Origin of the sequence: Cellulosimicrobium protaetiae (genome assembly GCF_009708005.2) — a bacterium.
Classification (GTDB): domain Bacteria; phylum Actinomycetota; class Actinomycetes; order Actinomycetales; family Cellulomonadaceae; genus Cellulosimicrobium; species Cellulosimicrobium protaetiae.
Genome location: NZ_CP052757.1, coordinates 135,347 through 157,172, shown reverse-complemented (window position 1 = coordinate 157,172; position 21,826 = coordinate 135,347). Strand labels below are relative to the sequence as shown.

Sequence of the window (21,826 nt, the reverse complement as noted above, 5' to 3'; positions counted from 1 at the left end):
GAGAGCGGTCGCCGGTCGCTACCCCGACCGGTCGTCGCTCTCTCGGCACCACTCCGACACCCAGGGAGCATCAATGATCGAGGCCGACGTCCTGCTCGACGACGAGCAGCGGAAGCTCAGCCAGGTGGTGCGCGACTTCGCGGACAGCGTCGTCGCGCCCGCCGCCTACCGGTACGACACCGAGCGCCGCCTGCCGATGGAGATCATCGCGCAGATGGGGGAGCTGGGGCTGTTCGGGCTGCCGTTCCCGCGAGAGATCGGCGGGCAGGGCAAGGACTACGTGTCGCTGTGCCTCGCGGTGGAGGCGCTCGCGCGCGTCGACCAGTCCATCGCCGTGACGCTCGAGGCGGGCGTGGGGCTGGGGATCGTGCCGATCTACCGGCACGGGTCGCGCGAGCAGCAGGAGCGCTGGCTGCCCGACCTGCTCGCGGGGCGGGCGCTCGCGGCGTTCGGGCTCACGGAGGCCGACGCCGGCTCCGACGCGGGCGGCACCCGCACGACCGCGCGGCTGGACGGCGACGAGTGGGTGATCGACGGGTCCAAGCAGTTCATCACCAACTCCGGGACGCCGATCACGAGCCTCGTGACGATCACGGCTGTCACGGGCGAGCACGTCAGCCAGGACGGCGAGGTGCGCAAGGAGCTGTCGAGCATCATCGTGCCGGCGGGGACGCCGGGGCTCGAGGTCGGGCCGTCGTACGACAAGGTCGGCTGGCACACGTCCGACACGCACCCCCTCACGCTGACCGACGTCAGGGTCCCGGAGGGCAACCTGCTCGGCGAGCGCGGCCGCGGGTACGCGAACTTCCTGCGCGCGCTCGACGAGGGCCGCATCGCGTTCGCCGCGCTCGCGACCGGTGCCGCGCAGGGCTGCCTCGAGGAGGCGCTGCGGTACGCGAAGGAACGGGTCGTGTTCGGGCGGTCGATCGGGGAGAACCAGCACGTCGCGTTCACGCTCGCGCGCATGCAGGCCCGCGTCCACACGGCCCGGCTCGCGTGGCTCGACGCCGCGCACAAGCTCGTCGCGGGCAAGCCGTTCAAGGCGGAGGCGTCGGTCGCGAAGCTCGTCGGTGGCGAGGCCGCGATGGCGAACGCGCGCGACGCCTCCCAGATCTTCGGCGGCTACGGCTTCCTCAACGAGAACCCGGTCGCCCGCCACTACCGCGACGCCAAGGTGCTCGAGGTCGGGGAGGGGACCACCGAGGTGCAGCTCATGATCATCGCGAGGAGCCTGGGACTGGACGGTTAAACACGGTGAAGGCCGAGCACGACATGACGGACGTTTTCCGGCCTTTTCCGTCCCTCATGTCGTGCTCGACGGCGGGTGGGGGCGTTCTCGGCGGACGGCCGGTCGAGACCGGGGCGAGGAAGGGAGCAGCGATGCGCGAGGTGGTCCAGCGGGGCCTGTACTACGACGAGCTGGAGACGGGCGTGGTGTACCGCCACCGGCCCGGCCGCACGCTCACGGAGGCGGACGACGTCGTCTTCTCGACGCTCACGATGAACCACCAGGCGTTGCACCTCGACGCCGCGTGGGCCGCGACGCAGCCGTTCGGGCAGCGGCTCGTGAACTCGATGATGACGCTGTCCACGCTCGTCGGGCTGTCGGTCGGGCAGGTCACGCAGGGGACGATCGTCGCGAACCTCGGTTTCCGCGAGGTCGAGTTCCCCAAGCCGCTGTTCCATGGCGACACGCTCTACGCGGAGACGGAGGTCGTCGAGAAGCGGTTGTCGGCGTCGCGCCCCGGCCAGGGCGTCGTGACGCTCGAGCACCGCGGCCTCAACCAGGACGGCGTCCTCGTCGCGCGCGCCGTCCGCACCGCCCTCTTCTGGACCCGCGCCGCCCACGAGGCGGCGTCCACTGCGGTGCCCGACGGCGCCCGGTCGTCTGGCGCCTCCGCCCAACCCGGGTCTGTGGTCACCCAGGCCGCCGAGCCCGGCGACATCCCAGGGCTCGGCACCGGGCGGGACGACGAGCCCGGGTTCGGCGAGCACGCGGCGGGGGTGCACGAGCCGGTTCTCGAGCGCGGCGACGAGGAGGGCGCGTGGTGAGCGAGCCCGGGTTCGGGCTCGGGCCCGCGCTGCTGTTCTGCCCCGGCGACCGGCCCGACCGGTTCGGCAAGGCCGCCGACCGCGCCGACGCCGTGATCCTCGACCTCGAGGACGCCGTCGCCGCGCCTGCGAAGGACGCCGCTCGGCGCGCGGTCGTCGAGGCGTCCGCGACGCTCGACCCGGCGCGGACGGTCGTGCGGGTCAACGCCGTCGGGACGCCCGAGCACGCGCTCGACGTGGCGGCGCTCGCGGACACGCGGCTGCGGACGGTCATGGTCCCCAAGGCCGGGCCGGAGCTGCTCGGCTCGCTGGGGGCGCTCGCGGCGAGCCTCCCGGGCGCGCGGGTCCTCGCGCTGTGCGAGACGGCGGCCGGCGTGCTCGCGGCACCGGAGCTCGCCCGACGGCCCGAGGTCGTCGCGCTGATGTGGGGTGCGGAGGACCTCGTCGCGTCGCTCGGTGGGACGTCGAGCCGACTCCCGGACGGGTCGTACCGGGACGTCGCGCGGCACGCGCGGTCCGCGGTCCTGCTCGCGGCCGGCGCGGCGGGCAAGGCTGCGGTCGACGCCGTGCACGTCGACGTCGGCGACCTCGACGGGCTCCAGGACGAGGCGGAGGACGCGGCCGCGTCGGGGTTCGCCGCGACCGCGTGCATCCACCCCAGCCACGTCCCCGTGATCCGCGCCGCCTACGCCCCGACGCCCGACGAGGTGGCCGTGGCGCGGGCGCTGCTCGACGCGGCGGCCGCGAACCCCGGCGGACCGGACGCCGTCTTCACCCACGACGGCCGCATGGTCGACGGCCCCGTCCTGCGCCACGCGGAGGCCGTGCTGCGCCGGGCGCGCGGCTGACCGGCACCCGGCCGACCTCTCGCCGACCCCCGCCCGGCACCCGGCGCACGCTGTCATGGGGACCGGTCCCCATGCCGGGGCGGTGCGGTGCGCGGGGGCCCGCCGCTACCCTCTCCCCGTGACCGACGCGAACGCCCAAGCCCCGCAGGACCAGCACTGGACCGAGGGCTTCCCGCACCTCGCCGACCGGGCCGCGGCCCTCCTCGGCGTCGACGTCGCCACGGTCGCGCGGCTGAACAAGGTCGTCCCGGGCGGGTTCCACGTGTGGACCCCGGGCCGCGGTGGTGCGCAGGCCGTCGTCGGGTTCGACGGGGCGGCGTACGTGCGCGAGTCCTGCTTCACGCAGGCGCAGATGGTGGAGGCGTTCGCCGCGGGCCACCGCAACGAGGCGAACGCCGCCACGCTCCCCGTGAACCACGCGGCGTCCGCGGTGGCCTCGATGGTCGGGATCCTGCGCGGCGAGCCGGCGCAGCCTGCGACCCCCTCCGGCCCGAGCGAGGCGGAGCTCGCGGAGCTCGTCGGGGGCACCTTCGAGCAGACGACCCCCGACGAGATCGCCGAGCGGCTCCGTGCCCAGGGGAAGGGCTCGTACCTCGTCGTCGGCATCGACCGCGCGCACGGGCCGGGCCACTGGTACGTCGCGTACTTCGACGGCGAGTCGGTGCAGGCGCTCGACCCGATCGCGAACGGGCGGGCGGCATGGCCCCCGGCGGCGGACGCCGTGCGCTGGTGGGCGAACGGCTCCCCGACACGCAGGCCGGAGACGGTCACCGCGGAGACCCGCTCGCGCCACGGGCGTCGGGTGTGGCTGCGGACGACGCCCGAGCTCCTGCCGTGGGCGGCGGATCTCCTCGGCTACTACGGGTCGACGGACCCCGCGGCCGTCACCGCGGGGCGCGGAAGCTGGTACGGGTTCTGGTGGACCGTCCTGGCTGCGGACGGCGACGACCTGCGGGTCTCGGCGACGGACCTGACGAAGGACGGCGTCACGACGCTCACCAGCGACGTCGACCCGATGCTCGACGCGTACCGGCGAACCCGTGAGATGGCGGCGTTCTGCAAGGTCGACCCGCGGCCGACCCGGTTCGTCCAGACGGTCAAGGTGTTCCAGGGCGTGTACGACGCACCGGAGGTTCACGTGCACCGCTACGAACCCACCGACACCGCGTCGGGGTGGGTCGTCAAGCCGTCCGCCGCGCAGCCGCGGGGAGGCGTGGTCGACGTGCCGGCGCACGAGGTGTACCGCTCCGCACCGCACCTGGTGCGGTACCTCTCGCTCCCCGTCGGCTTCCGTGCGGTGTGGGCGAAGAACCGGACGAACCAGATCTGGAATCCCGACGGCGAGCTCGTCTGGGACGCCGACGCACAGGACGCGGCGCGGGCGGCCGCGCGGCAGGAGCCGACGACGGGGGCGCCCGCCCCGGCGGGCGACGGCACGGCGAGTGACGCACCTGCGGGCGCGGCGACGTCGGGCACGTCCCGCCCGCGCGGCAGCGTGGCGTACGAGGCCGCGCGCGACGCGCTCGACGACCGCGCCGCGAGCCGCGAGCGGGTCCTGGCCGCGGCGCACGGGCTCCGCGACGCGTTCGTCCGCAACGAGCACATGATCGGGCTGCTGCCGGGGGACGCGGGCCAGGTGCTCGTCGACACGTACCGCAAGGCGGACGCCGGTGGCGCGGACCCGGTGTCGCGCGAGGCCGCGACGGCGTGGGTGCGCGAGGCGTACTTCCGCCGGCTCCCGGTCGCGTCGGAGGCGGCCGCCCGGGTCGACCGCCTGTGCGAGGACGACCCCGACGGCACCGCGCACGTGCTGCGCGGGTGGATGCGCTACAACGGCTACGGGTTCGCGCAGGACGCCGCGGGCGCCGTGTCCGACCACGACGAGGCGGCGCGCCGGGGGAACGCCGACGCGCTCTTCGAGCTGTCCGTCCTCACCGCGACCGGGCAGGGCACGCCGGTGGACGAGGTGCGCTCGCGCGCGCTCCTCGAGCGGGCGGCGGAGGCCGGCCACCCGCGCGCGCTCTACAACCTCGCCGCGGAGCACGCGACGGGCCGTGGTCGTCCGCGGGACTCGGCTCGGGCCCTCGAGCTGTACCTCGCGGCGGGCGAGAAGGGCAACGGGCGCGCGGCCTTCACCGCGGGCGTCATGCTGCTCACCGGCGACGGTTCGCTCCCGGACCCGGCCCGGGCGTCCGGTGCGTTCCGGGACGCCGAGGACCTCGGTTTCGACGTGCGTGACGCCGTGGCGCAGTTCCCCCCGCGGCTCGCCGAGCAGGTCCTCGGGGCGCTCGCCGAGGGCTGACCGGACAAATTACTCGCCCGGGACGTTCCACTTGCGGGCCCGGGCATCGTATGGTCACTCGCGTGAACGTCTACGTCGTCCTGTCCCGCAGCCGTACGGTCCTCTCCCGGACCATCGCGCTGGCGACCCGCGACGAGTTCACGCACTCCTCCCTGGCGCTCGACCCGGGACTCGACCTCATGTTCAGCTTCGGGCGCCGGCGCGCCGGGAACCCGTTCGTCGGGTGCTTCCGGCGCGAGCGGTTCGACGACGGTCTCTACCGCGGCATGGACGCCGTGCCGGGGGTCGTGCTCGAGGTCCCCGTCACGCCCGAGCAGCACGAGGCGATCCGCGTGCGGATCACCGAGTTCCTGCTGGACTCGCACGCGTTCTCCTACAACGTGCGCGGGCTGGTCGGGGCCCGGTTCGGCCGGGGGCACGAGGCGGAGGACCGCTTCTTCTGCTCGGAGTTCGTCTACCACGTGCTGCACGGCGCCGGGGTGTGCGACCTCGGTGTGGAGCGGTGGCAGGTGCGGCCGCAGACGTTGCTCGACCTGCCGGGCCGCGTCGTGTTCCGCGGCGACCTCAAGGACTACGCCGCGGCGCACGGGGCGCTCGAGATGCTGCCGTCGCTCACGTTCGGCCTCGCCCGGGAGCGCGTGCCCGGCTGAGCACCGACGCCCTGCACCTCAGGAGACGTCGGCCTCGGCGACGAGATGGGCGTTGACCTGCTCCAGGAGCCGGAAGAGCCGTGCGCGGTCGTCGGCGGAGAGCGGCGCCAGGACCCGGTCGTTGACCTCGCGGAGGATCGCGTCCAACTCGTCGAGGCGACGTTGCCCCGCGGTCGTGATCGAGACGACGTTGCGGCGCTTGTCCGCCGGGTCGGGTGAGCGGCGGACCCACCCGCCGTCGGTGAGCTCGTTGAGCACCGTGACGAGGTCGCTGCGGTAGACGCGCGTGCGGTCCGACAAGGTCGACTGGCTCGCGGGACCGAGCTCCGCGAGCGCGGCGAGCACGACGAAGTGGTCCTTGTGCGCGCCGACGCTCCGCAGCGCGTCGCCGGCGACGCGACGGGTCTGGGCCGCGGTCATCCCGACGAGGCGCGAGAACTGGCCCTTGAGTCGTTCCGGCGTCTCGTCGCCGCGGTCGAAGCGGAGGTCGTCCTCGGTGTCCACGGCTCGATCCTACCTCTTGCGTTAGTTGATCTAACGATCTAGATTTCGTGAGGCGAGCAAACGTTAGTTGCTCTCACGATTCGAGGAGGAGACATGACCACGACCGAGCGCACGACCACGACCGAGACGCTCGTCCGCGAGCTCGCCGACCGTGCCGAGCTGGCCGACCTCGTCGCCCGCCACAGCCTGTGGATCGACGAGCACCGGTACGACGAGACCGACCGGCTCTTCACCGACGACGTCGTCGTCACCTCGCGGCGCGGCGAGGCACGCGGGCTCGACGCTCTCGTCGCGCTCGTGCGACGCGGCCACGACGGCTACGCCCGAACCCTGCACCACAAGGGGAACCTCGTCGTCGAGATCGACGGCGACACCGCGACGGTGCGCGCGCACGACCTCGCCGTCTTCGTCCTCGACGAGGACACCGAGTCGATCGCCGCGGCGGTCCACCGCTACGGCGCGCGGCGCACGGCCGACGGATGGCGCTTCGACCGCCTGGAGGTCACACCCGTCGCGCTGACGGGCGCGCTCGAGCGGGCGCTCTAGGCGGCCGGGGCGCCTGGAGCGCTGCGCGAGCGCGTCGTAGACGCCAGGCGGTCGAGGACGTCGGGCCGGCTCAGCCGAGGCGCAGTGCCGCCACGATGTCCTCGACCCGCTGCTTCGCGTCGCCGAACAGCATCCCGGTGTTCTCGCGGAAGAACAGCGGGTTCTGCACGCCCGCGTACCCCGCGGCCATGGACCGCTTGAACACGACGACCTGCTTGGCCTCCCACACGTGCAGCACGGGCATGCCCGCGATGGGGGATCCGGGGTCGTCGAGCGCGGCGGGGTTCACGGTGTCGTTCGCGCCGATGACGAGCACGACGTCGGTGTCCGCCAGGTCGTCGTTGATCTCGTCCATCTCCAGCACGATGTCGTACGGCACGCGCGCCTCGGCGAGCAGGACGTTCATGTGCCCCGGCAGGCGGCCCGCGACCGGGTGCACCCCGAAGCGGACCTCCACGCCGCCGTCGCGCAGGAGCTCGACGAGCTCGGCGACGGGGTACTGCGCCTTGGCGACCGCCATCCCGTAGCCCGGCGTGATGACGACGCTCCGGGCGTCGCGCAGGAGGGCCGCGACCTCGTCGGCGCGCACCTCGCGGTGCTCGCCCTGCGGGCCCTCGCCGCCCCCGGCGGGCGCCGCGCCCTCCTCGGCACCGAACCCACCGAGGATGACGGACACGAACGACCGGTTCATGGCCTTGCACATGATGTAGCTGAGGATCGCACCCGAGGACCCGACGAGCGCGCCCGTGACGATCAGCAGGTCGTTGCCGAGCATGAAGCCCGCCGCGGCGGCTGCCCAGCCGGAGTACGAGTTGAGCATCGACACGACGACGGGCATGTCGCCGCCGCCGATCGACGCGACGAGGTGCCAGCCCAGCGCGAGCGACACGACCGTGAGCAGGAGCAGCGGCCAGATCGACGGTGCGACGACGAACCAGACCACGAGCCCGAGGCTCACGACGAGCGCCGCGAGGTTGAGCACGTTGCGCCCCGGGAGCTGGAGCGGGGCCGAGCGTGTGCGCCCGGACAGCTTGAGGAACGCGACGACCGAACCCGTGAAGGTCACGGCGCCGACGAGCACGCCGAGGGAGACCTCGACCAGGTGCGCGACGTCGTCGTGGCCCGCGGCGTGGGCGGTGAGGTACGAGTTGAAGCCGACGAGCACCGCCGCGGCACCCACGAAGCTGTGCAGGATCGCGATGAGCTCGGGCATCTGCGTCATCTCGACGCGACGCGCGCGCCACACCCCGACCCCGGCGCCCACGAGGAGCACGAGCGCGATGAGCAGGGCCGTGACCAGCACGGGACGGGCGCTCGTGCCGAGCGCGAGGACGATCGTCGCGGCGAGCGCGAGGACCATGCCGACCATGCCGAGCAGGTTGCCGCGGCGCGCGGACTCCTGCTTCGACAGCCCTGCGAGGCTGAGCACGAACAGGACGGCGGCGAGGACGTAGACCGCCTGGGCGACGGACGTCGCGGTCATCGGGCCACCCCCTGCGCGCGCGCCGGGGCGTCCTTGCGGAACATGCGGATCATGCGGTTCGCCACGAGGAAGCCACCGAAGATGTTGATGCTCGCGACGGTCGCGGCGAGCAGCGCGAGGGTCGTGACGACCCAGTCGTCCGAGCCGATCTGCAGGAGCGCGCCGACGAGGATGATGCCGGAGATCGCGTTGGTCTGGGCCATGAGCGGCGTGTGCAGCGAGTGGGTGACGTTCGAGATGACGTAGTACCCGACGATCACCGCGAGCGTGAACACCGTGACGTGTCCGACGAGCGACGGCGGAGCGAACGACAGCGCGAGCGTCACGAGCACCGCGGCGAGCGCGGCGCCCACGGTCCGACGCCGACGGCGCAGGCTCGCGGCCGACGCCGCCTCCGCGGCGGCCCGCTCCCGCTCCGCAGCCTCCCGGGCCGGGTCAGGTGGTGGTGGGGGCACGGTCGACCCCGGGGCGGGCGCCGCGCTCACCGCGACGGGCGGCGGCGGCCACAGCACGTCGCCGTCGCGCGCGACGGTCATGCCGCGCTGCACCGGGTCGTCGAGGTCGAGCACGAGCTCGCCGTCCTTGCCGGGCGTGAGCAGCTCGAGCAGGTGCACGACGTTCGTCCCGAGGAGCTGCGACGTGTGCTGGGGCAGGCGCCCGGCGAGGTCCGTCCAGCCGACGACCACGACGCCGTTGTCCGTGACGACCCGTTCGCCCGGCACCGTGAGCGCGCAGTTCCCGCCGCCCGAGGCCGCGAGGTCCACGACGACGCTCCCGGGTCGCATCCCCGCGACCGCCTCGGCCGTGAGCGTGCGCGGCGCGCGGCCGCGCACGAGCGCCGTCGTGACGACGACGTCGGCCTCGGCGGCCTCGCGCGCGTAGACGGCGAGGGCCGCGGCCTCCTGCTCGGGCGTGAGCGGCTTCGCGTAGCCGTCGGCGGACATGCCCTGCTGCGCGGCGGGCTCGCGGACGGCGGTGCCGCCCAGGGACTCGATCTGCTCGGCCGCCTCGGAGCGCACGTCGAACGCGCGCACCTGCGCGCCGAGGCTCGCCGCCGCGCCGACCGCGGCGAGCCCCGCGACGCCGCCGCCGATGACGAAGACCTTCGCGGGCGGCGTCTTGCCCGCGGCGGTGACCTGCCCGGCGAACATGCCGCCGTACTCGCCCGCCGCCTCCACGACGGCGCGGTACCCCGCGACGTTCGACAGCGTGCTCAGCACGTCGAGGGCCTGCGCGCGCGAGATGCGGGGCACGGCATCGAGCGCGAGCGCGGTCACGCCGTGGTCCGCGAGACGCTGCACGAGGTCGGGGTCGTTCGCGGGACCGAGCATCGCGACGAGCGTCGCGCCCGGGCGCAGGAGCGCGACCTGGGCGTCGGTGGGCGCGTTGACCGCCGTGACGACGTCGGCCCCCCACGCGGTCGCAGCGTCCACGACCGTGGCGCCCGCCGCCACGTACGCGGCGTCGGAGAACGTGGCCCCCGCCCCGGCGTCGTGCTCGACGACCACGTCGTACCCGAGCGCCCGCAGGCGCCCGACCGTGCGCGGGGTCGCGGCGACGAGCCGCTCCCCGTCCCTCACCTCGCGGGGGACACCGATCCTCACGTGCGGGCTCCTCACCTCGTCGAGCATCGTGGGCGCCCGCGCGACCGGAGACGGCGGGTGCGCGGCGAGCCTATCGGGGGCCGCCCCCGCCGTCCCGGGCCGAACGTCCCCGAGCGGGCGAGCCTCGCCCGCACGGCGCTCGTCGCGCCCCGCGGAGCAGCGGGGAGTTCTCACCATCGCGCGAGGTGGCGCCCCGGGCGCCGGGTCCGCGAGGATCGGGGCCACATCCGCTCCGACCCAGGGGGAACCCGTGCGCCGCACCACCGTCCGTACCGTCGTCCTCGCGCCCGCCGTCGCGCTGTGCGCCGTCGCGCTCGCCGCGTGCTCCGTGGACGCGAACCTCACCGTGCCGGCCTCGAAGATCGCCGCGGACGCCGAGGGCGCGCTCGCCGAGATCGGTGAGGCGGACGTCGACTGCGGCACCGGGAACGTCGACCTCGTGGACGGCGAGGTCGTCGGGTGCGAGCTCACCGACCCCGCGTCCGGGAACGTCTACGACACGACCGTCACGCTGTCCGACGTCGACGGGACGAACTACCACGTCGACGTCAAGGTCGCCGACGCCCCGCAGGGCTGACGCCGAGGCTCGGCTCAGGCCCGACCCGGGCCCGACCGTCCGGTCTACAGGTCGCCCTTCTTCTGCAGGTACCGCATCGCGACCCACCCGATGGGGATGCGCGCCCAGTAGGTCGCGACGCGGAACAGGAGGGTCGCGGACGTGGCGAGCGCGACGGGAACACCGGCCGCCGTGAGGCCGGCGGTGAGGGCGAGCTCGATCGTGCCGAGGCCGCCCGGCGTCGGGACGGCGGCCCCGGCGGCGTTGCCCACCAGGTAGATCACCGCGACGTCGACCAGGTCGAGCTCCTGCCCGAACGCGGCGAGCGCCGCGTCGAACGCGAGCACGTAGCCCAGCGTCATGACGATGTTGCCGGCGAACCCGACGGCGAGCCGCCCGGGCTGGCCCAGCATCTCCGACAGGCGCGGCCACACCTGCTGGATCGTCGGCCGGATCTTGGCGAGCGCCCAGGTCCGCACCGCCGGCACGAGCAGCGTCGCGAGCACGGCGAGGGCGACGCCGCCGATCGCGAGGAGGACCGTGGTCGAGGGGAGCTGGACGAGGCCACCCTCGCCGGTGAAGATCGACAGGACCACCAGGATGAGGATCGTCACGACGAACTGCGACACCTGGACGAGCGCGACCGTGGCGACGGCCATGGGCGTCGAGATGCCGCGCCGGGTGAGCAGACGCAGGTTGAGCGCGGCCGGGCCGATGCCGGCGGGCGCGGCCAGCGCGACGTAGGAGCCGGCCGCCTGGGTCAGGTTGACGCGCCAGAACGGCAGCCGCTTCGGCGAGAACGCGGTGAGCGTGAGCGCGGCCCCGACCCACGTGAGGATGCCGAGCACGAACGACAGGACGGCGAACCACGGGTTCGCCTCGGTCACCGCCTCGGCGATCTGCTCGAAGTTGAACGAGGTGACCAGGGCCGTCACCGCGGCGATCACGAGCGCGATGGTCAGGACCGTGCGCGCGCCGAACCGGGTGATGCGCTGCGGCTCGACGTCGGCCTCGGGCAGCCGGTCGACGAGCGCGGCTCGCAGCTCCTTGAGGAGCTCCTTGTTCTGCCGGATCTCCTCGCGCGTGCTCGGGGGGAGCGCGACGGACTGGAGCAGCGGACCGATGGCGGCGATGTCGTCGTCGGGCAGGATGCTCACGGCGGACTCGACGGCGCGGCTCGCCCCGACGCGCAGCGCGAGGAGCGCGACCATCTGCGCGAGGTCCATGCGGCGCGCGAGCTCGAGCGACGCGATGTCGCCCTGCTCCCAGCCCGTGATCCAGACCTGCGGGGCCCCGGTGGCGGGCTCGTGCGACACGAGCATGACGTCCGACGTCAGGGCGCGGTGCGCGATCCCCGCCGAGTGGGCGAGGCGGAGCTGGCGCCAGGCCTCGTTGAGCACCGAGTCAGTGAGGTCGTCGACGGGGAGGTCGCGCAGGGAGACGGCGCCGGTCGCGTGCTCCTGGACGAGCACCATCGAGTCGGCGGACTCGGCGACGCCGACGAGGCGCGGCGTGCGGACGCCCGCCGCGCGCGCGGCGTAGGAGAGCAGCGCGGTGCGCTCCGCCGCGGCGCGGAGCGAGATGGCCGCACGGCCCTCGCTGCCGCGCAGCCGCAGCGACCGCCAGAACCGGGTGAGGAAGCCGACGACCTGCCGGTCGCCGTCGAGCACGACGACGTCGCGGCGCACCCCGTCCTCGGTGAGCATCGCGTAGACGCGGTTGTCGCCCGCGCGGGCGAGAGCGATGGCGGCGGGGTCGGACGGCGCGCCCGGGGACCCGGACGCGGGGGCGTGGCCGGAGGATCCGTTCGACGGTGCGGGCTCGTCGGTGTGGGGGGTCGGCCCGAGGTGCTGCGCCGCGAGGGCGGCGTCGGCGGTGAGGACCGTCCCGGCGTCGCCCGTCGCCCCGGGTGCCCGCAGGACGCCGACGTGCACCTCGGCGGTGATGCGGCCCTCCGCGTCGACCTCCGTGATGGGGTCCTCCGCCGCCTCCGCGAGCTCTTCGTCGTCGGTGACGTCGCGCACGCGCACGAGCGCGGTGGGGGAGAACCCGGCCCGTCGGACGCCCGCGACGAGGTCGGGGCCGTACGCGCGCTCGCTGCGCACGCCCGAGACGTAGCGCACGGCGAGGCCGGCGATGCGGCCGAGGAGGAGCGTGATGATGATGCCCGGCAGCGACACCTGGCCCGTGATGAGCACGACGCCGATCGCGACGAACAGCAGGTTCCAGGACCACTTCACCGTGCGACGTCGCGTGCGGGTGCCCGCGGCGGTGAGCAGCCCGCCGATCGCGGCGACGTAGAGGTAGTCGGGGATCGTCAGCTGCCACGAGCCGTCGATGAACGCGGAGAGCCCGCGGATCAGCTCGTCCGACCCCCACGTGCGCAGCGCGAGCACGACGAGCACCCCGAGCAGGAGCCCGAGCGCCGCGGCGACGATCGACTCGACGACCTGCCGCCCGAGGCGGCGGATCCCCAGCTCGACGAGCACCGCCAGCGGGACGAAGAGCGTGATGAGGCCCTCGAGCACGGCGACCGGCAGGAACAGCACGCGCGCGAGCACGTCGGAGAAGTTCTGCACGTCCTCGGCGACGCCCTCGGTCGTCCCGTGCGCGTAGACCGACATGAGCATGACGACCGCGACGGCCACCGCGCACAGCACGAGGTTGACGAGGTCGAACGGGTGCCGGACCCGCTGCTCCGCGGTGTCGACGACGCGGACGGTGCCCTCGTCGTGGCGGTCCCGTGGCGCGAGCAGCGCCTCGAGCGCCCCGGTCTGCGGGCGCGGGTCGGCGCGCGAGGACGCCGCGAGCGAGCCGACCTCGACGACCGCGCCGACGTGCGGAGCGTCGCGCTCGGTCGGCTCGGGGGCGGGGGAGGCCATGCGGCGAGTCTAGGTCGGGGGGGTCGAGCAAGCGCGGTATTTGGCCGATTCCTCCGGGTGATTCGCCCGCTTCGTCCTGGCGCGAGCACCCGCGTGAGTGCTGGCCATTTGTCGTTCCTGACCTGTTTCGAGGGCAAATACCCCAGCACTCGACAGGTGCTCGCGGGTTCCGGGGATGGGGGTTTCGGCGGGCGTGTGTGAGCAAGGCCTCCCTAGCATGAGCAGAGCGACGGACCCGGGAGGTCGGCATGGCACGTGGGACGACGACGGCGCGCGGCGCGGCGGACCGGTCCGGCTCCGCGGCGGGACCCGGCCCCGCGACGCCGGAGGAGACGGGCCAGGAGCGCAACCCGTTCCGCAAGGTGTGGTGGCTCCCCGTCGTGCGGGGGACCCTGCTCGTCGTCCTCGGGCTCCTCCTCATGATCGAGCCGCTGGAGGAGCTCGGGACGCTGCGCGTCGTGCTCGGCGCGTTCCTCGTGGCCGACGGCGTGCTGGTCGCCGTGCAGGGGTTCGTGCACCGCAAGCAGGTGGGGTCGGCGTGGTGGCTCGCCCAGGCGGGCGTCAACGTCGTGTTCGGCGTCGTCGTGGCGCTCTGGCCCGACCTCACCGCGACCGCGCTCTACTACGTGCTCGCGGTGTGGGTGCTCGTGCTCGGCATCACGACGATCGCCGGGGCGGCCGCGCTCGTCCGCAACCGCGACCTGGGCTGGGCGTGGATGCTCGCCGTCGGGATCGTCTCGGTGCTGTTCGGGGTCCTGCTCGTCACGAGGCCGCTCGACTCCTTCGACGTGCTGCGGCTCGTGACCGTCGTGTTCGCGCTGTACGCGTTCGTGACGGGTGCGATCCACGTGGTGTCCGGCTTCGCGGTCCGTGCGGTCGCCCGCGAGCTCGCCGACCTGCGCGCGCAGGCCGTGGCGGCCGGCGTCGTCGTGACGGGCGGGTCCGTGCTCGGTGCGCCCGCCGCCCACCCGGTCGTCGCGCCGCCGTCGGCCGTGAGCGGCACGTCCGCCGGTTCCCCGGCCGCGCCGGACCCGGCCGCGCCCAGCCCTGGCGTGCCCGACCCGGCCATGCCCGACGCGGCCGCGCCGGACCCGCACGCTCCCGCCCCGGCCGCGCCTGCGTCGTCGCCCGTCACGGACGGCTCGACCTCCACGGACCGGGCCGAGGGTGGTCCCGGCGCGGGCGGGCTCGCGGACGACGACCTGGCGTCGCGCGGTCCCGGCCCGGGCGCCTCGGGCGGACCTGGCGCCGACGAGGCCGGGGGGCGCGAGGGCCGCTGACCTCGCTCGACGGGCGTGCGTCCCGCCAGGGCCGGACGGCCCGAAAAGGGGCGGACTCTACACCTGTGCGACAGATGCCGTGTGTGTGTCTCACGTCACGATCGTTGCCCGAGGCTCTGGGTTACGACCGGGTAACAACGCTGGCGTTCTGTCCGGTTTTCTGCCGATCCTGACACGTGCGCGACACGGCGCTGTGCTAGAAATCACGGCACTCCGCCGACAGGTCGGGGTCCTGGTGCGTGCAAGGTCGCGCCACCGGTGTCTCGCACCCCGAGAAACCCGAGAAAGAGGTAGACACATGACAGCGGTGTCCAAGAAGCGGCTCCTCGCCGCGGCCGCCGGCATCACGGCGGTGACGCTGACCCTGACCGCGTGCGGCGGGGGCTCGAACGGTGGCGAGGACGACGGCGGCGACGGGGGCGGCTCCGCGAGCGGCTCGCTCGTCATCGGCACCACCGACAAGGTCACGGTGCTCGACCCGGCCGGCTCGTACGACAACGGCTCGTTCGCCGTGATGAACCAGGTCTTCCCGTTCCTCATGAACACCCCGTACGGGAGCCCCGACGTCGAGCCCGACATCGCGGAGTCGGCCGAGTTCACCTCGCCGACGGAGTACACGGTCAAGCTCAAGCCGGGTCTCAAGTGGGCCAACGGCAACGACCTCACGTCGTCCGACGTGAAGTTCACGTTCGACCGTCAGGTCGCGATCAACGACCCCAACGGTCCGGCGTCGCTGCTGTACAACCTCGACAGCGTCGACACGCCGGACGACACGACCGTCGTCTTCCACCTCAAGAGCGAGAACGACCAGCTCTTCCCGCAGATCCTGTCCAGCCCGGCCGGCCCGATCGTCGACGAGGACGTCTTCGCGGCCGACGCGCTCACCTCGGACCAGGACATCGTCGACGGCAACGCGTTCGCCGGCCAGTACACGATCACGGGCTACAAGTTCAACGAGCTCGTCTCCTACGAGGCGTACGAGGGCTACGAGGGCCTGCTCGGCGCGGCGAAGACCGACAAGGTCGCGGTGAAGTACTTCGCCGAGGCGTCGAACATGAAGCTCGAGATCCAGCAGGGCAAGATCGACGTCGCGTGGCGCAGCCTGTCCGCGACGGACATCGAGGACCTGCGCGGCAACGACGACGTCAAGGTCGTCGACGGGCCGGGCGGCGAGATCCGCTACATCACGTTCAACTTCGACACCCAGCCGTTCGGCGCCAAGACGCCCGAGGCCGACCCGGCCAAGGCGCTCGCCGTGCGCCAGGCGGCCGCGTCGCTCGTCGACCGCGACGAGCTGTCGGAGCAGGTCTACAAGGGCACCTACACCCCGCTGTACTCGTACGTCCCTGCGGGCCTGACCGGTGCGGTCGAGCCGCTCAAGGAGATGTACGGCGACGGCGCGGGCAAGCCCGACGCCGCGAAGGCGGAGCAGCTCCTCGCGGACGCGGGCATCGAGACGCCCGTGACGCTCAACCTGCAGTACTCGAACGACCACTACGGTCCGTCGTCGGCCGACGAGTACGCGCTCATCAAGGACCAGCTCGAGAAGGACGGCCTCTTCACGGTCAACCTGCAGACCACCGAGTGGGTCACGTACGCCGAGGAGCGCACCGCCGACGTCTACCCGGCGTACCAGCTCGGCTGGTTCCCGGACTACTCCGACGCGGACAACTACCTCACGCCGTTCTTCCTCACGGAGAACTTCCTGGTGAACCACTACGCCAACCAGGAGGTCAACGACCTCATCCTCCAGCAGGCGGCGACGCCCGACGCCGACGAGCGCACCGCGCTCATCGAGGAGATCCAGAACAAGGTCGCGGCCGACCTGTCGACCCTCCCGTACCTCCAGGGTGCGCAGGTCGCGGTCGTCGGCGCGGACGTGGCGGGGGCCGAGGACACGCTCGACCCGTCCTTCAAGTTCCGCTACGCGGCGCTGTCCAAGGGCTGACGAGCAGCCTCCGCCCGGCCCTCCCCGCGCGACCCGCGGGGAGGGCCGGGCACCGCTCGCCCGGGACGCGGACCGCGCCACCCGGGCACCGAGGAAGAGACGACATGACGACCACCACCACCGACACCACCGTCGGCGAGGGCTCCGCGGGCACGGGGTCGACGACGACCTCGCGCGCGCGTCGTCGCCGCGGGGGCGGCGGCGGGCTCGGGAGCTACATCCTGGTCCGCGCGCTGCTCATCATCCCCACCGTCTTCATCCTCGTGACCACGGTCTTCGTGGTCATGCGGGCGACCGGTGACCCGATCACCGCCGCCCTCGGGGGCCGCCTCACGCCCGACCAGCTCGCCGAGCGCATCCACGAGGCCGGGTACGACCGCCCGGTGGTGGTGCAGTACCTCGAGTACCTCGGCGGCATCGTGCGCGGCGACTTCGGCACGACGATCAGCGACAACCGCCCCGTCACCGAGGTGCTCCTGACCTACGGCACCGCGACGCTCGAGCTGGCCACCTACGCGCTGCTCGTGGCGTTCGTCGTCGGGATCCCGCTGGGCTTGCTCGCGGGCTACCTGCGCGACCGCGTGCCCGACGCGATGCTGCGCGTCTCCGCGATCCTCGCCTACGCGACGCCCGTGTTCTTCGCCGGGCTCATGCTCAAGCTCGTCTTCTCCGTGTGGCTCGGCTGGCTCCCCGTCTCCGGGCGGGCGTCCACCGACGCGGAGATCGAGCTGCAGTTCCTCGACGACCCCACCGGTTTCTACCTGATCGACGCGATCCGCACCGGCGACCCGGCGATCGTGGGCGACGTGCTCCAGCACGCCGTCCTGCCGGCGCTCGCGCTCGGGCTGCTCACGGCGGGCGTGTTCCTGCGGCTCGTGCGCACCAACGTCATCGGGACGCTCTCCACCGACTACGTGACCGCCGCGCGCTCGCGCGGCGTCCGCGAGTCGCGGCTCGTGCGGGCCCACGCGTGGCGCCCCGCGCTGATCCCCATCATCACCGTCATCGGGCTCCAGGTCGCGATGCTCCTCGCGGGCGCCGTCCTCACCGAGACGACGTTCGAGTGGAAGGGCCTCGGCTTCCAGCTCGCCGAGTACCTGCAGGCGCGCGACTTCGTCGCCGTGCAGGGGATCGTCGTGCTCATGGCCGTGATCGTCGCGGTGACGAACTTCCTCGTCGACATCATCGCGGCGCTCATCGACCCGAGGGTGAGGTACTGACATGGTCGCGGAGACCGTCGTCCCGGCAGGGCCGGGCACCGGGAGCCCCGCCCCCGCCGTCGTCCCCGAGCGCGGGCGCGTCGCGTGGTGGAAGCGCCTGCCCGTCGTGCACCAGCTCCGGCAGAGCGTCGGGCTGCAGCGCGGCATGCTCGTCGCGGGGCTCGTCATCTCGGGGATCTTCCTGCTCACCGCGGCGCTCGCGCCCGTGCTCGCCCCGTACGGGTACAGCCAGCTCCGCTCCGCGGACGGGCCGTTCGGCGCGCAGCAGCCGCCGTCCGCCGAGCACCTGCTCGGCACGACCGTCGGCGGGTACGACGTGCTGTCGCGCGTCATCTGGGGCGCCCAGACCGCGCTGCTCGTCATCGTCGTCGCGATCCTCGCCTCGATCGTGGTCGGCGTGCTGCTCGGTCTCGTGTCGGGCTACTTCGGCGGCTGGGCCGACCGGCTGCTCGTGGTGGTCTGCGATGCGATCTACGCCTTCCCGTCCCTGCTCCTGGCGATCCTCATGGCGATCGTCATCTCGGGCGGGCAGTCGAGCATGTGGGGCGGCATCCTCGCCGCCGCGCTGTCGATCACCGTGGTGTTCGTGCCGCAGTACTTCCGCGTCACGCGCGCGGAGGTCGTGCGGATCAAGGGCGAGGCGTTCGTCGACTCGGCGCGCGTGCTCGGCACGCCGCACCGCCGCATCATGTTCCGCCACGTGCTGCGGAACTCGACGCGCACGCTCCCGCTCATCGTGACGCTCAACGCGTCCGAGGCGATCCTCACCCTCGCCGGCCTCGGGTTCCTCGGGTTCGGCATCGAGCCGACGGCGGCCGCCGAGTGGGGCTACGACCTCAACAAGGCCGTGTCCGACGTGACGAGCGGCATCTGGTGGACCGCGCTCTTCCCGGGTCTGGCGATCGTGCTCGTCGTGCTCGGCATCACGCTCGTCGGCGAGAGCCTCAACGACCTCGCGGACCCGCGACTGCGCTCGCGCCGCGCGGCCGCCGAGGTGTCGGGCGAGGTCGCGGAGACGTCGGTCGTGCCGGGCGGGACGCTCACCGCGGGACCCGGCGGGCTCGACGCGATCGAGGGCGCGGGCTCGCGCTCCGACGAGCTCGCCGCCGTCCCCGGGCGCCGCGACCCCGACGCGGTCGGGCTGGACGGGAGGCCCGCCGCCGGGCCGGACGAGGCGGTCCCCGGGACCGCGCCCGTCGTGGCCGACGACGCGGGACCCCACGACGAGACGGAGGACCGGCGATGAGCGCCGTGACGGACCAGACGACCCGCCGGGCCGACGAGGGCGCCGCGCGGCCCGTCGTGACGATCCGCGACCTCGCGGTGTCCTTCGCGACCGACGCCGGGTCCGTGCGTGCGGTCGACGGGGTCGACCTGGAGGTCGCGCCCGGGGAGGTGCTCGCCGTCGTCGGCGAGTCCGGCTCCGGCAAGACGGTCACCGCCAAGACGATCCTCGGGCTGCTGCCGTCGACCGCGACGGCGCGCGGCGCCGTCGTGCTGACGAACAAGGGCGGGACGGACGAGCACGACGTCGTCTCGCTCGGGGGCGAGCGGCTGCGCCAGGTCCGCGGGACCGACGTCGCGATGGTGTTCCAGGAGCCGTCCGCCGCGCTCAACCCCGTGTACACGGTCGGCTGGCAGATCATGGAGGGCATCCGCGCGCACACCAAGGTGTCGCGGCGCGAGGCGCGCAGGCGCGCCGTCGACGTGCTCCGGCGCGTCGGCATCCCGGACCCGGAGACGCGCGTCGACCACTACCCGCACCAGTTCTCGGGCGGGCAGAAGCAGCGCATCGTCATCGCCATGGCCCTCGTGCTCGACCCGGGGCTCATCGTCGCCGACGAGCCGACGACCGCTCTCGACGTCACCGTGCAGGCCGAGATCCTCGACCTGCTGCGCCGCTGCCGCGACGAGTTCGGCACCGCGATCGTGCTCATCACGCACAACATGGGCGTCGTCGCGGACCTCGCGGACCGCGTCGCCGTCATGTACCAGGGCAAGGTCGTCGAGCAGGCGAGCGCGCGCGACCTCTTCGCGGCGCCGCAGGCCGCGTACACGCGCGCCCTGCTGGACTCCGTGCCGCGCGTCGGCGAGGGCACGGCACGCGCCGAGGCCCGCGCGTCCGCCCGGGACGCGGGCTGGGCCGACGCGGAGCCCGTGGTGGCCGCGCAGGGACTGACCGTCACCTACCCGGGCCGCCTGCGTCGTCCCGGCTTCACCGCCGTCGACGACGTCTCGCTCACGATCCGTCCCGGCGAGGTGCTCGGCCTCGTGGGCGAGTCCGGCTCGGGCAAGACGACGTTCGCGCGCGCCGTCGCGGGCCTCACCAAGGTCACGGGCGGGTCGCTGCGGGTGCTCGGCGTCGAGATGAACGGGGTCAAGGAGCGCGACCTGCGCCCCGTGCGCCCACGCATCGGGTTCGTGTTCCAGGACCCGGCGACGAGCTTCAACCCCCTGCTCACGATCGCGGACTGCGTCGCGGAGCCGCTCGTCGTGCACGGGCGCGCGGAGTCGCCGCAGGCGGCGCGCGGGCGCGTGGACGAGCTGCTGGAGGCCGTGCAGCTCCCGCGGTCGTACGGCGACCGGTTCCCGCACGAGCTCTCCGGCGGGCAGCGCCAGCGCGCGTCGCTGGCGCGCGCGCTCGCGCTCGACCCGGAGCTGCTCGTGGCCGACGAGCCGACCTCCGCGCTCGACGTCTCGGTCCAGGCGCGCGTGCTCGACCTGTTCGCCGAGCTCCAGCGCGAGCTGGGCTTCGCGAGCTTGTTCGTGTCGCACGACCTCGCCGTCGTCGACCTGCTCTCCGACCGCATCGCGGTGCTCTACCGCGGGCGGCTCGTCGAGGAGGGCACCGGTGCGGAGGTCCTGGGCAACCCGCGCGAGGAGTACACCAGGCGGCTCCTCGCCTCGCTGCCCGTCCCCGACCCGGTCCTCCAGGCCGAGCGCCGCGAAGAGCTCCGCGCCCTGCGCGGCGCCTGACCCGTCAGGGCCGTGGGCGGACGACCCTAGGATGTGACTCCCCGTCCGTCCCGCACGAGGAGCACCTGTGGTCACTGCGTACGACATCCTGTTCGGCCTCACCCCGCAGGACGCGGTGGACGGGGCGCCCGTCGGGACGACGGACCTCGCGTCGCCGCCCGTCGCCCCCTGGGGCGAGGCGGCCTGGGGCTGGATCGGCGACGCCGGCCCCGGGATCGAGCCGCGCACGTGGCCGAGGAGCCCGAGCACCGGGCTGCCGATGCGGCACGCGGTCACGCTGCGGCTGCCGGCCGAGTACCAGCGCCGTGGCCCCGGGCTCCCGGGCATCGCGTACTTCCTCGGTGAGGGACAGTTCGCCGACGAGCTCGACGCGAGCGACCCGGACGACCCGTTCGTGGTCGACCTGCGCGCGGCCCAGGAGCACCCGCACGCGCTCGTGCTCAGCGACATCATCGGCCAGCGGTTCGCCCTGGTCTGGCTCACCGAGCAGGAGCTCGCGGCCGGCCCGACCCCCGCCCCGCCCGACACGCGCCGGGCGGGCGAGCACGTCGCGACGGACGAGGGGCAGAACGCGTGGGACCCGCCGCTCGGCACGCGTCGCGGCGAGGACATGACGGTCACCCGCTGGGCCTACCTCGTCCCGAGGACCGGCGACCCGAACGCAGGCACCGCCCCCGGTGACGAGGAGTCCGGCTGGGTCTCGCCGTGGGACGAGGAGTGGACCGGGTTCGCGGAGGGCGAGAGCCCCTGGGCGGACGACCACCTCGGCGGGACGTCCGAGGCGATGGTCGACTCCCTGGAGGGCGACTTCACGCCGCACTACCTGGAGCTGTCCACGCCCACGTGGGGCGTCGACTACGGCAACCGCGAGACCCACCTGGTCGACCTCGAGACGGGCGCGTTCGGGATCGCCTGAACACGGCTGTCGCGGCGGCCCTCGCGTGGCCGTCGACTGGCCATCGACTGGCCGTCGAC

Annotated in this window: 16 protein-coding genes and 1 pseudogene; 13 read left to right on the top strand and 4 right to left on the bottom strand. The window is 73.6% G+C overall.

The genetic code is table 11. The annotated features are described in order from the left end of the window. The first annotated feature begins 73 nt into the window (after window positions 1-73). From FIC82_RS00670 to FIC82_RS00650, 5 genes and pseudogenes are all read left to right on the top strand, one after another. Window positions 74-1,249: an acyl-CoA dehydrogenase family protein gene (locus tag FIC82_RS00670; protein ID WP_154797166.1), complete on the top strand. Its 1,176-nt coding sequence runs from the start codon at window positions 74-76 to the stop codon at window positions 1,247-1,249. 131 nt (window positions 1,250-1,380) lie between these two features. Next, window positions 1,381-1,857 (top strand): annotated as a pseudogene (locus tag FIC82_RS00665) (MaoC family dehydratase); the annotation flags it as partial. Between the two features lie 191 nt (window positions 1,858-2,048). After that, window positions 2,049-2,900 (top strand): HpcH/HpaI aldolase/citrate lyase family protein, encoded by an 852-nt coding sequence (locus FIC82_RS00660; RefSeq protein WP_168731360.1) that lies wholly within the window; start codon window positions 2,049-2,051, stop codon window positions 2,898-2,900. A gap of 118 nt (window positions 2,901-3,018) precedes the next feature. Further along, window positions 3,019-5,202 (top strand): tetratricopeptide repeat protein, encoded by a 2,184-nt coding sequence (locus FIC82_RS00655; RefSeq protein ID WP_154797165.1) that lies wholly within the window; start codon window positions 3,019-3,021, stop codon window positions 5,200-5,202. Window positions 5,203-5,264: 62 nt separating this feature from the next. Then, on the top strand, window positions 5,265-5,852 hold the full coding sequence (locus FIC82_RS00650; RefSeq protein WP_154797164.1) for a hypothetical protein: 588 nt from the start codon (window positions 5,265-5,267) through the stop codon (window positions 5,850-5,852). Between the two features lie 18 nt (window positions 5,853-5,870). Here the strand turns inward: FIC82_RS00650 and FIC82_RS00645 are convergent, their stop codons facing one another. Then, window positions 5,871-6,356: a MarR family winged helix-turn-helix transcriptional regulator gene (locus tag FIC82_RS00645; protein WP_168731359.1), complete on the bottom strand. Its 486-nt coding sequence runs from the start codon at window positions 6,354-6,356 to the stop codon at window positions 5,871-5,873. Window positions 6,357-6,449: 93 nt separating this feature from the next. On the opposite strand from FIC82_RS00645, the gene FIC82_RS00640 reads away from it, so the two are divergent. Beyond that, window positions 6,450-6,902 carry a nuclear transport factor 2 family protein gene (locus tag FIC82_RS00640; RefSeq protein WP_154797163.1) on the top strand — a complete coding sequence of 151 codons (453 nt, stop codon included), beginning with the start codon at window positions 6,450-6,452 and terminating at the stop codon, window positions 6,900-6,902. A 70-nt stretch (window positions 6,903-6,972) separates the two neighbouring features. Here the strand turns inward: FIC82_RS00640 and pntB are convergent, their stop codons facing one another. After that, window positions 6,973-8,385, bottom strand: a complete 1,413-nt coding sequence (gene pntB, locus FIC82_RS00635; protein WP_154797162.1) for a Re/Si-specific NAD(P)(+) transhydrogenase subunit beta — start codon at window positions 8,383-8,385, stop codon at window positions 6,973-6,975. Beyond that, the gene (locus FIC82_RS00630) at window positions 8,382-9,989 is read right to left on the bottom strand and encodes a Re/Si-specific NAD(P)(+) transhydrogenase subunit alpha (RefSeq protein ID WP_168731358.1); all 1,608 of its coding nucleotides are present in this window, start codon (window positions 9,987-9,989) and stop codon (window positions 8,382-8,384) included. The genes pntB and FIC82_RS00630 overlap by 4 nt, the downstream gene beginning before the upstream one ends. A 250-nt stretch (window positions 9,990-10,239) precedes the next feature. Between FIC82_RS00630 and FIC82_RS00625 the strand changes: the two genes are divergently transcribed. Beyond that, window positions 10,240-10,566: a hypothetical protein gene (locus FIC82_RS00625; protein WP_253691310.1), complete on the top strand. Its 327-nt coding sequence runs from the start codon at window positions 10,240-10,242 to the stop codon at window positions 10,564-10,566. Between the two features lie 44 nt (window positions 10,567-10,610). Here the strand turns inward: FIC82_RS00625 and FIC82_RS00620 are convergent, their stop codons facing one another. Then, a complete protein-coding gene (locus FIC82_RS00620) occupies window positions 10,611-13,427 on the bottom strand; it encodes a flippase-like domain-containing protein (protein ID WP_253691309.1) in 2,817 nt (938 codons plus the stop codon). A gap of 248 nt (window positions 13,428-13,675) precedes the next feature. On the opposite strand from FIC82_RS00620, the gene FIC82_RS00615 reads away from it, so the two are divergent. From FIC82_RS00615 to FIC82_RS00590, 6 genes are all read left to right on the top strand, one after another. Then, on the top strand, window positions 13,676-14,707 hold the full coding sequence (locus FIC82_RS00615) for an HdeD family acid-resistance protein (protein WP_154797160.1): 1,032 nt from the start codon (window positions 13,676-13,678) through the stop codon (window positions 14,705-14,707). Window positions 14,708-15,005: 298 nt separating this feature from the next. Next, window positions 15,006-16,655: an ABC transporter substrate-binding protein gene (locus tag FIC82_RS00610; RefSeq protein ID WP_154797159.1), complete on the top strand. Its 1,650-nt coding sequence runs from the start codon at window positions 15,006-15,008 to the stop codon at window positions 16,653-16,655. A 104-nt stretch (window positions 16,656-16,759) separates the two neighbouring features. After that, window positions 16,760-17,875, top strand: coding sequence for an ABC transporter permease (locus tag FIC82_RS00605; protein WP_154797158.1), 1,116 nt, complete (start codon window positions 16,760-16,762; stop codon window positions 17,873-17,875). Window positions 17,876-18,020: 145 nt separating this feature from the next. Beyond that, window positions 18,021-19,121 (top strand): ABC transporter permease, encoded by a 1,101-nt coding sequence (locus FIC82_RS00600; RefSeq protein ID WP_253691924.1) that lies wholly within the window; start codon window positions 18,021-18,023, stop codon window positions 19,119-19,121. Beyond that, window positions 19,118-20,851, top strand: coding sequence for a dipeptide ABC transporter ATP-binding protein (locus FIC82_RS00595; RefSeq protein ID WP_154797156.1), 1,734 nt, complete (start codon window positions 19,118-19,120; stop codon window positions 20,849-20,851). The genes FIC82_RS00600 and FIC82_RS00595 overlap by 4 nt, the downstream gene beginning before the upstream one ends. Before the next feature lie 67 nt (window positions 20,852-20,918). Further along, on the top strand, window positions 20,919-21,767 hold the full coding sequence (locus FIC82_RS00590; protein ID WP_154797155.1) for a hypothetical protein: 849 nt from the start codon (window positions 20,919-20,921) through the stop codon (window positions 21,765-21,767). Window positions 21,768-21,826 lie beyond the last annotated feature (59 nt).

Coding starts and splice junctions, on each gene's coding strand:
- FIC82_RS00620 (WP_253691309.1), bottom strand. CDS start 13,427: ATGGCCTCCCCCGCCCCCGAGCCGACCGAGCGCGACGCTCCGCACGTC.
- FIC82_RS00595 (WP_154797156.1), top strand. CDS start 19,118: ATGAGCGCCGTGACGGACCAGACGACCCGCCGGGCCGACGAGGGCGCC.
- FIC82_RS00600 (WP_253691924.1), top strand. CDS start 18,021: ATGCTCGTCGCGGGGCTCGTCATCTCGGGGATCTTCCTGCTCACCGCG.
- FIC82_RS00610 (WP_154797159.1), top strand. CDS start 15,006: ATGACAGCGGTGTCCAAGAAGCGGCTCCTCGCCGCGGCCGCCGGCATC.
- FIC82_RS00615 (WP_154797160.1), top strand. CDS start 13,676: ATGGCACGTGGGACGACGACGGCGCGCGGCGCGGCGGACCGGTCCGGC.
- FIC82_RS00605 (WP_154797158.1), top strand. CDS start 16,760: ATGACGACCACCACCACCGACACCACCGTCGGCGAGGGCTCCGCGGGC.
- FIC82_RS00670 (WP_154797166.1), top strand. CDS start 74: ATGATCGAGGCCGACGTCCTGCTCGACGACGAGCAGCGGAAGCTCAGC.
- pntB (WP_154797162.1), bottom strand. CDS start 8,385: ATGACCGCGACGTCCGTCGCCCAGGCGGTCTACGTCCTCGCCGCCGTC.
- FIC82_RS00640 (WP_154797163.1), top strand. CDS start 6,450: ATGACCACGACCGAGCGCACGACCACGACCGAGACGCTCGTCCGCGAG.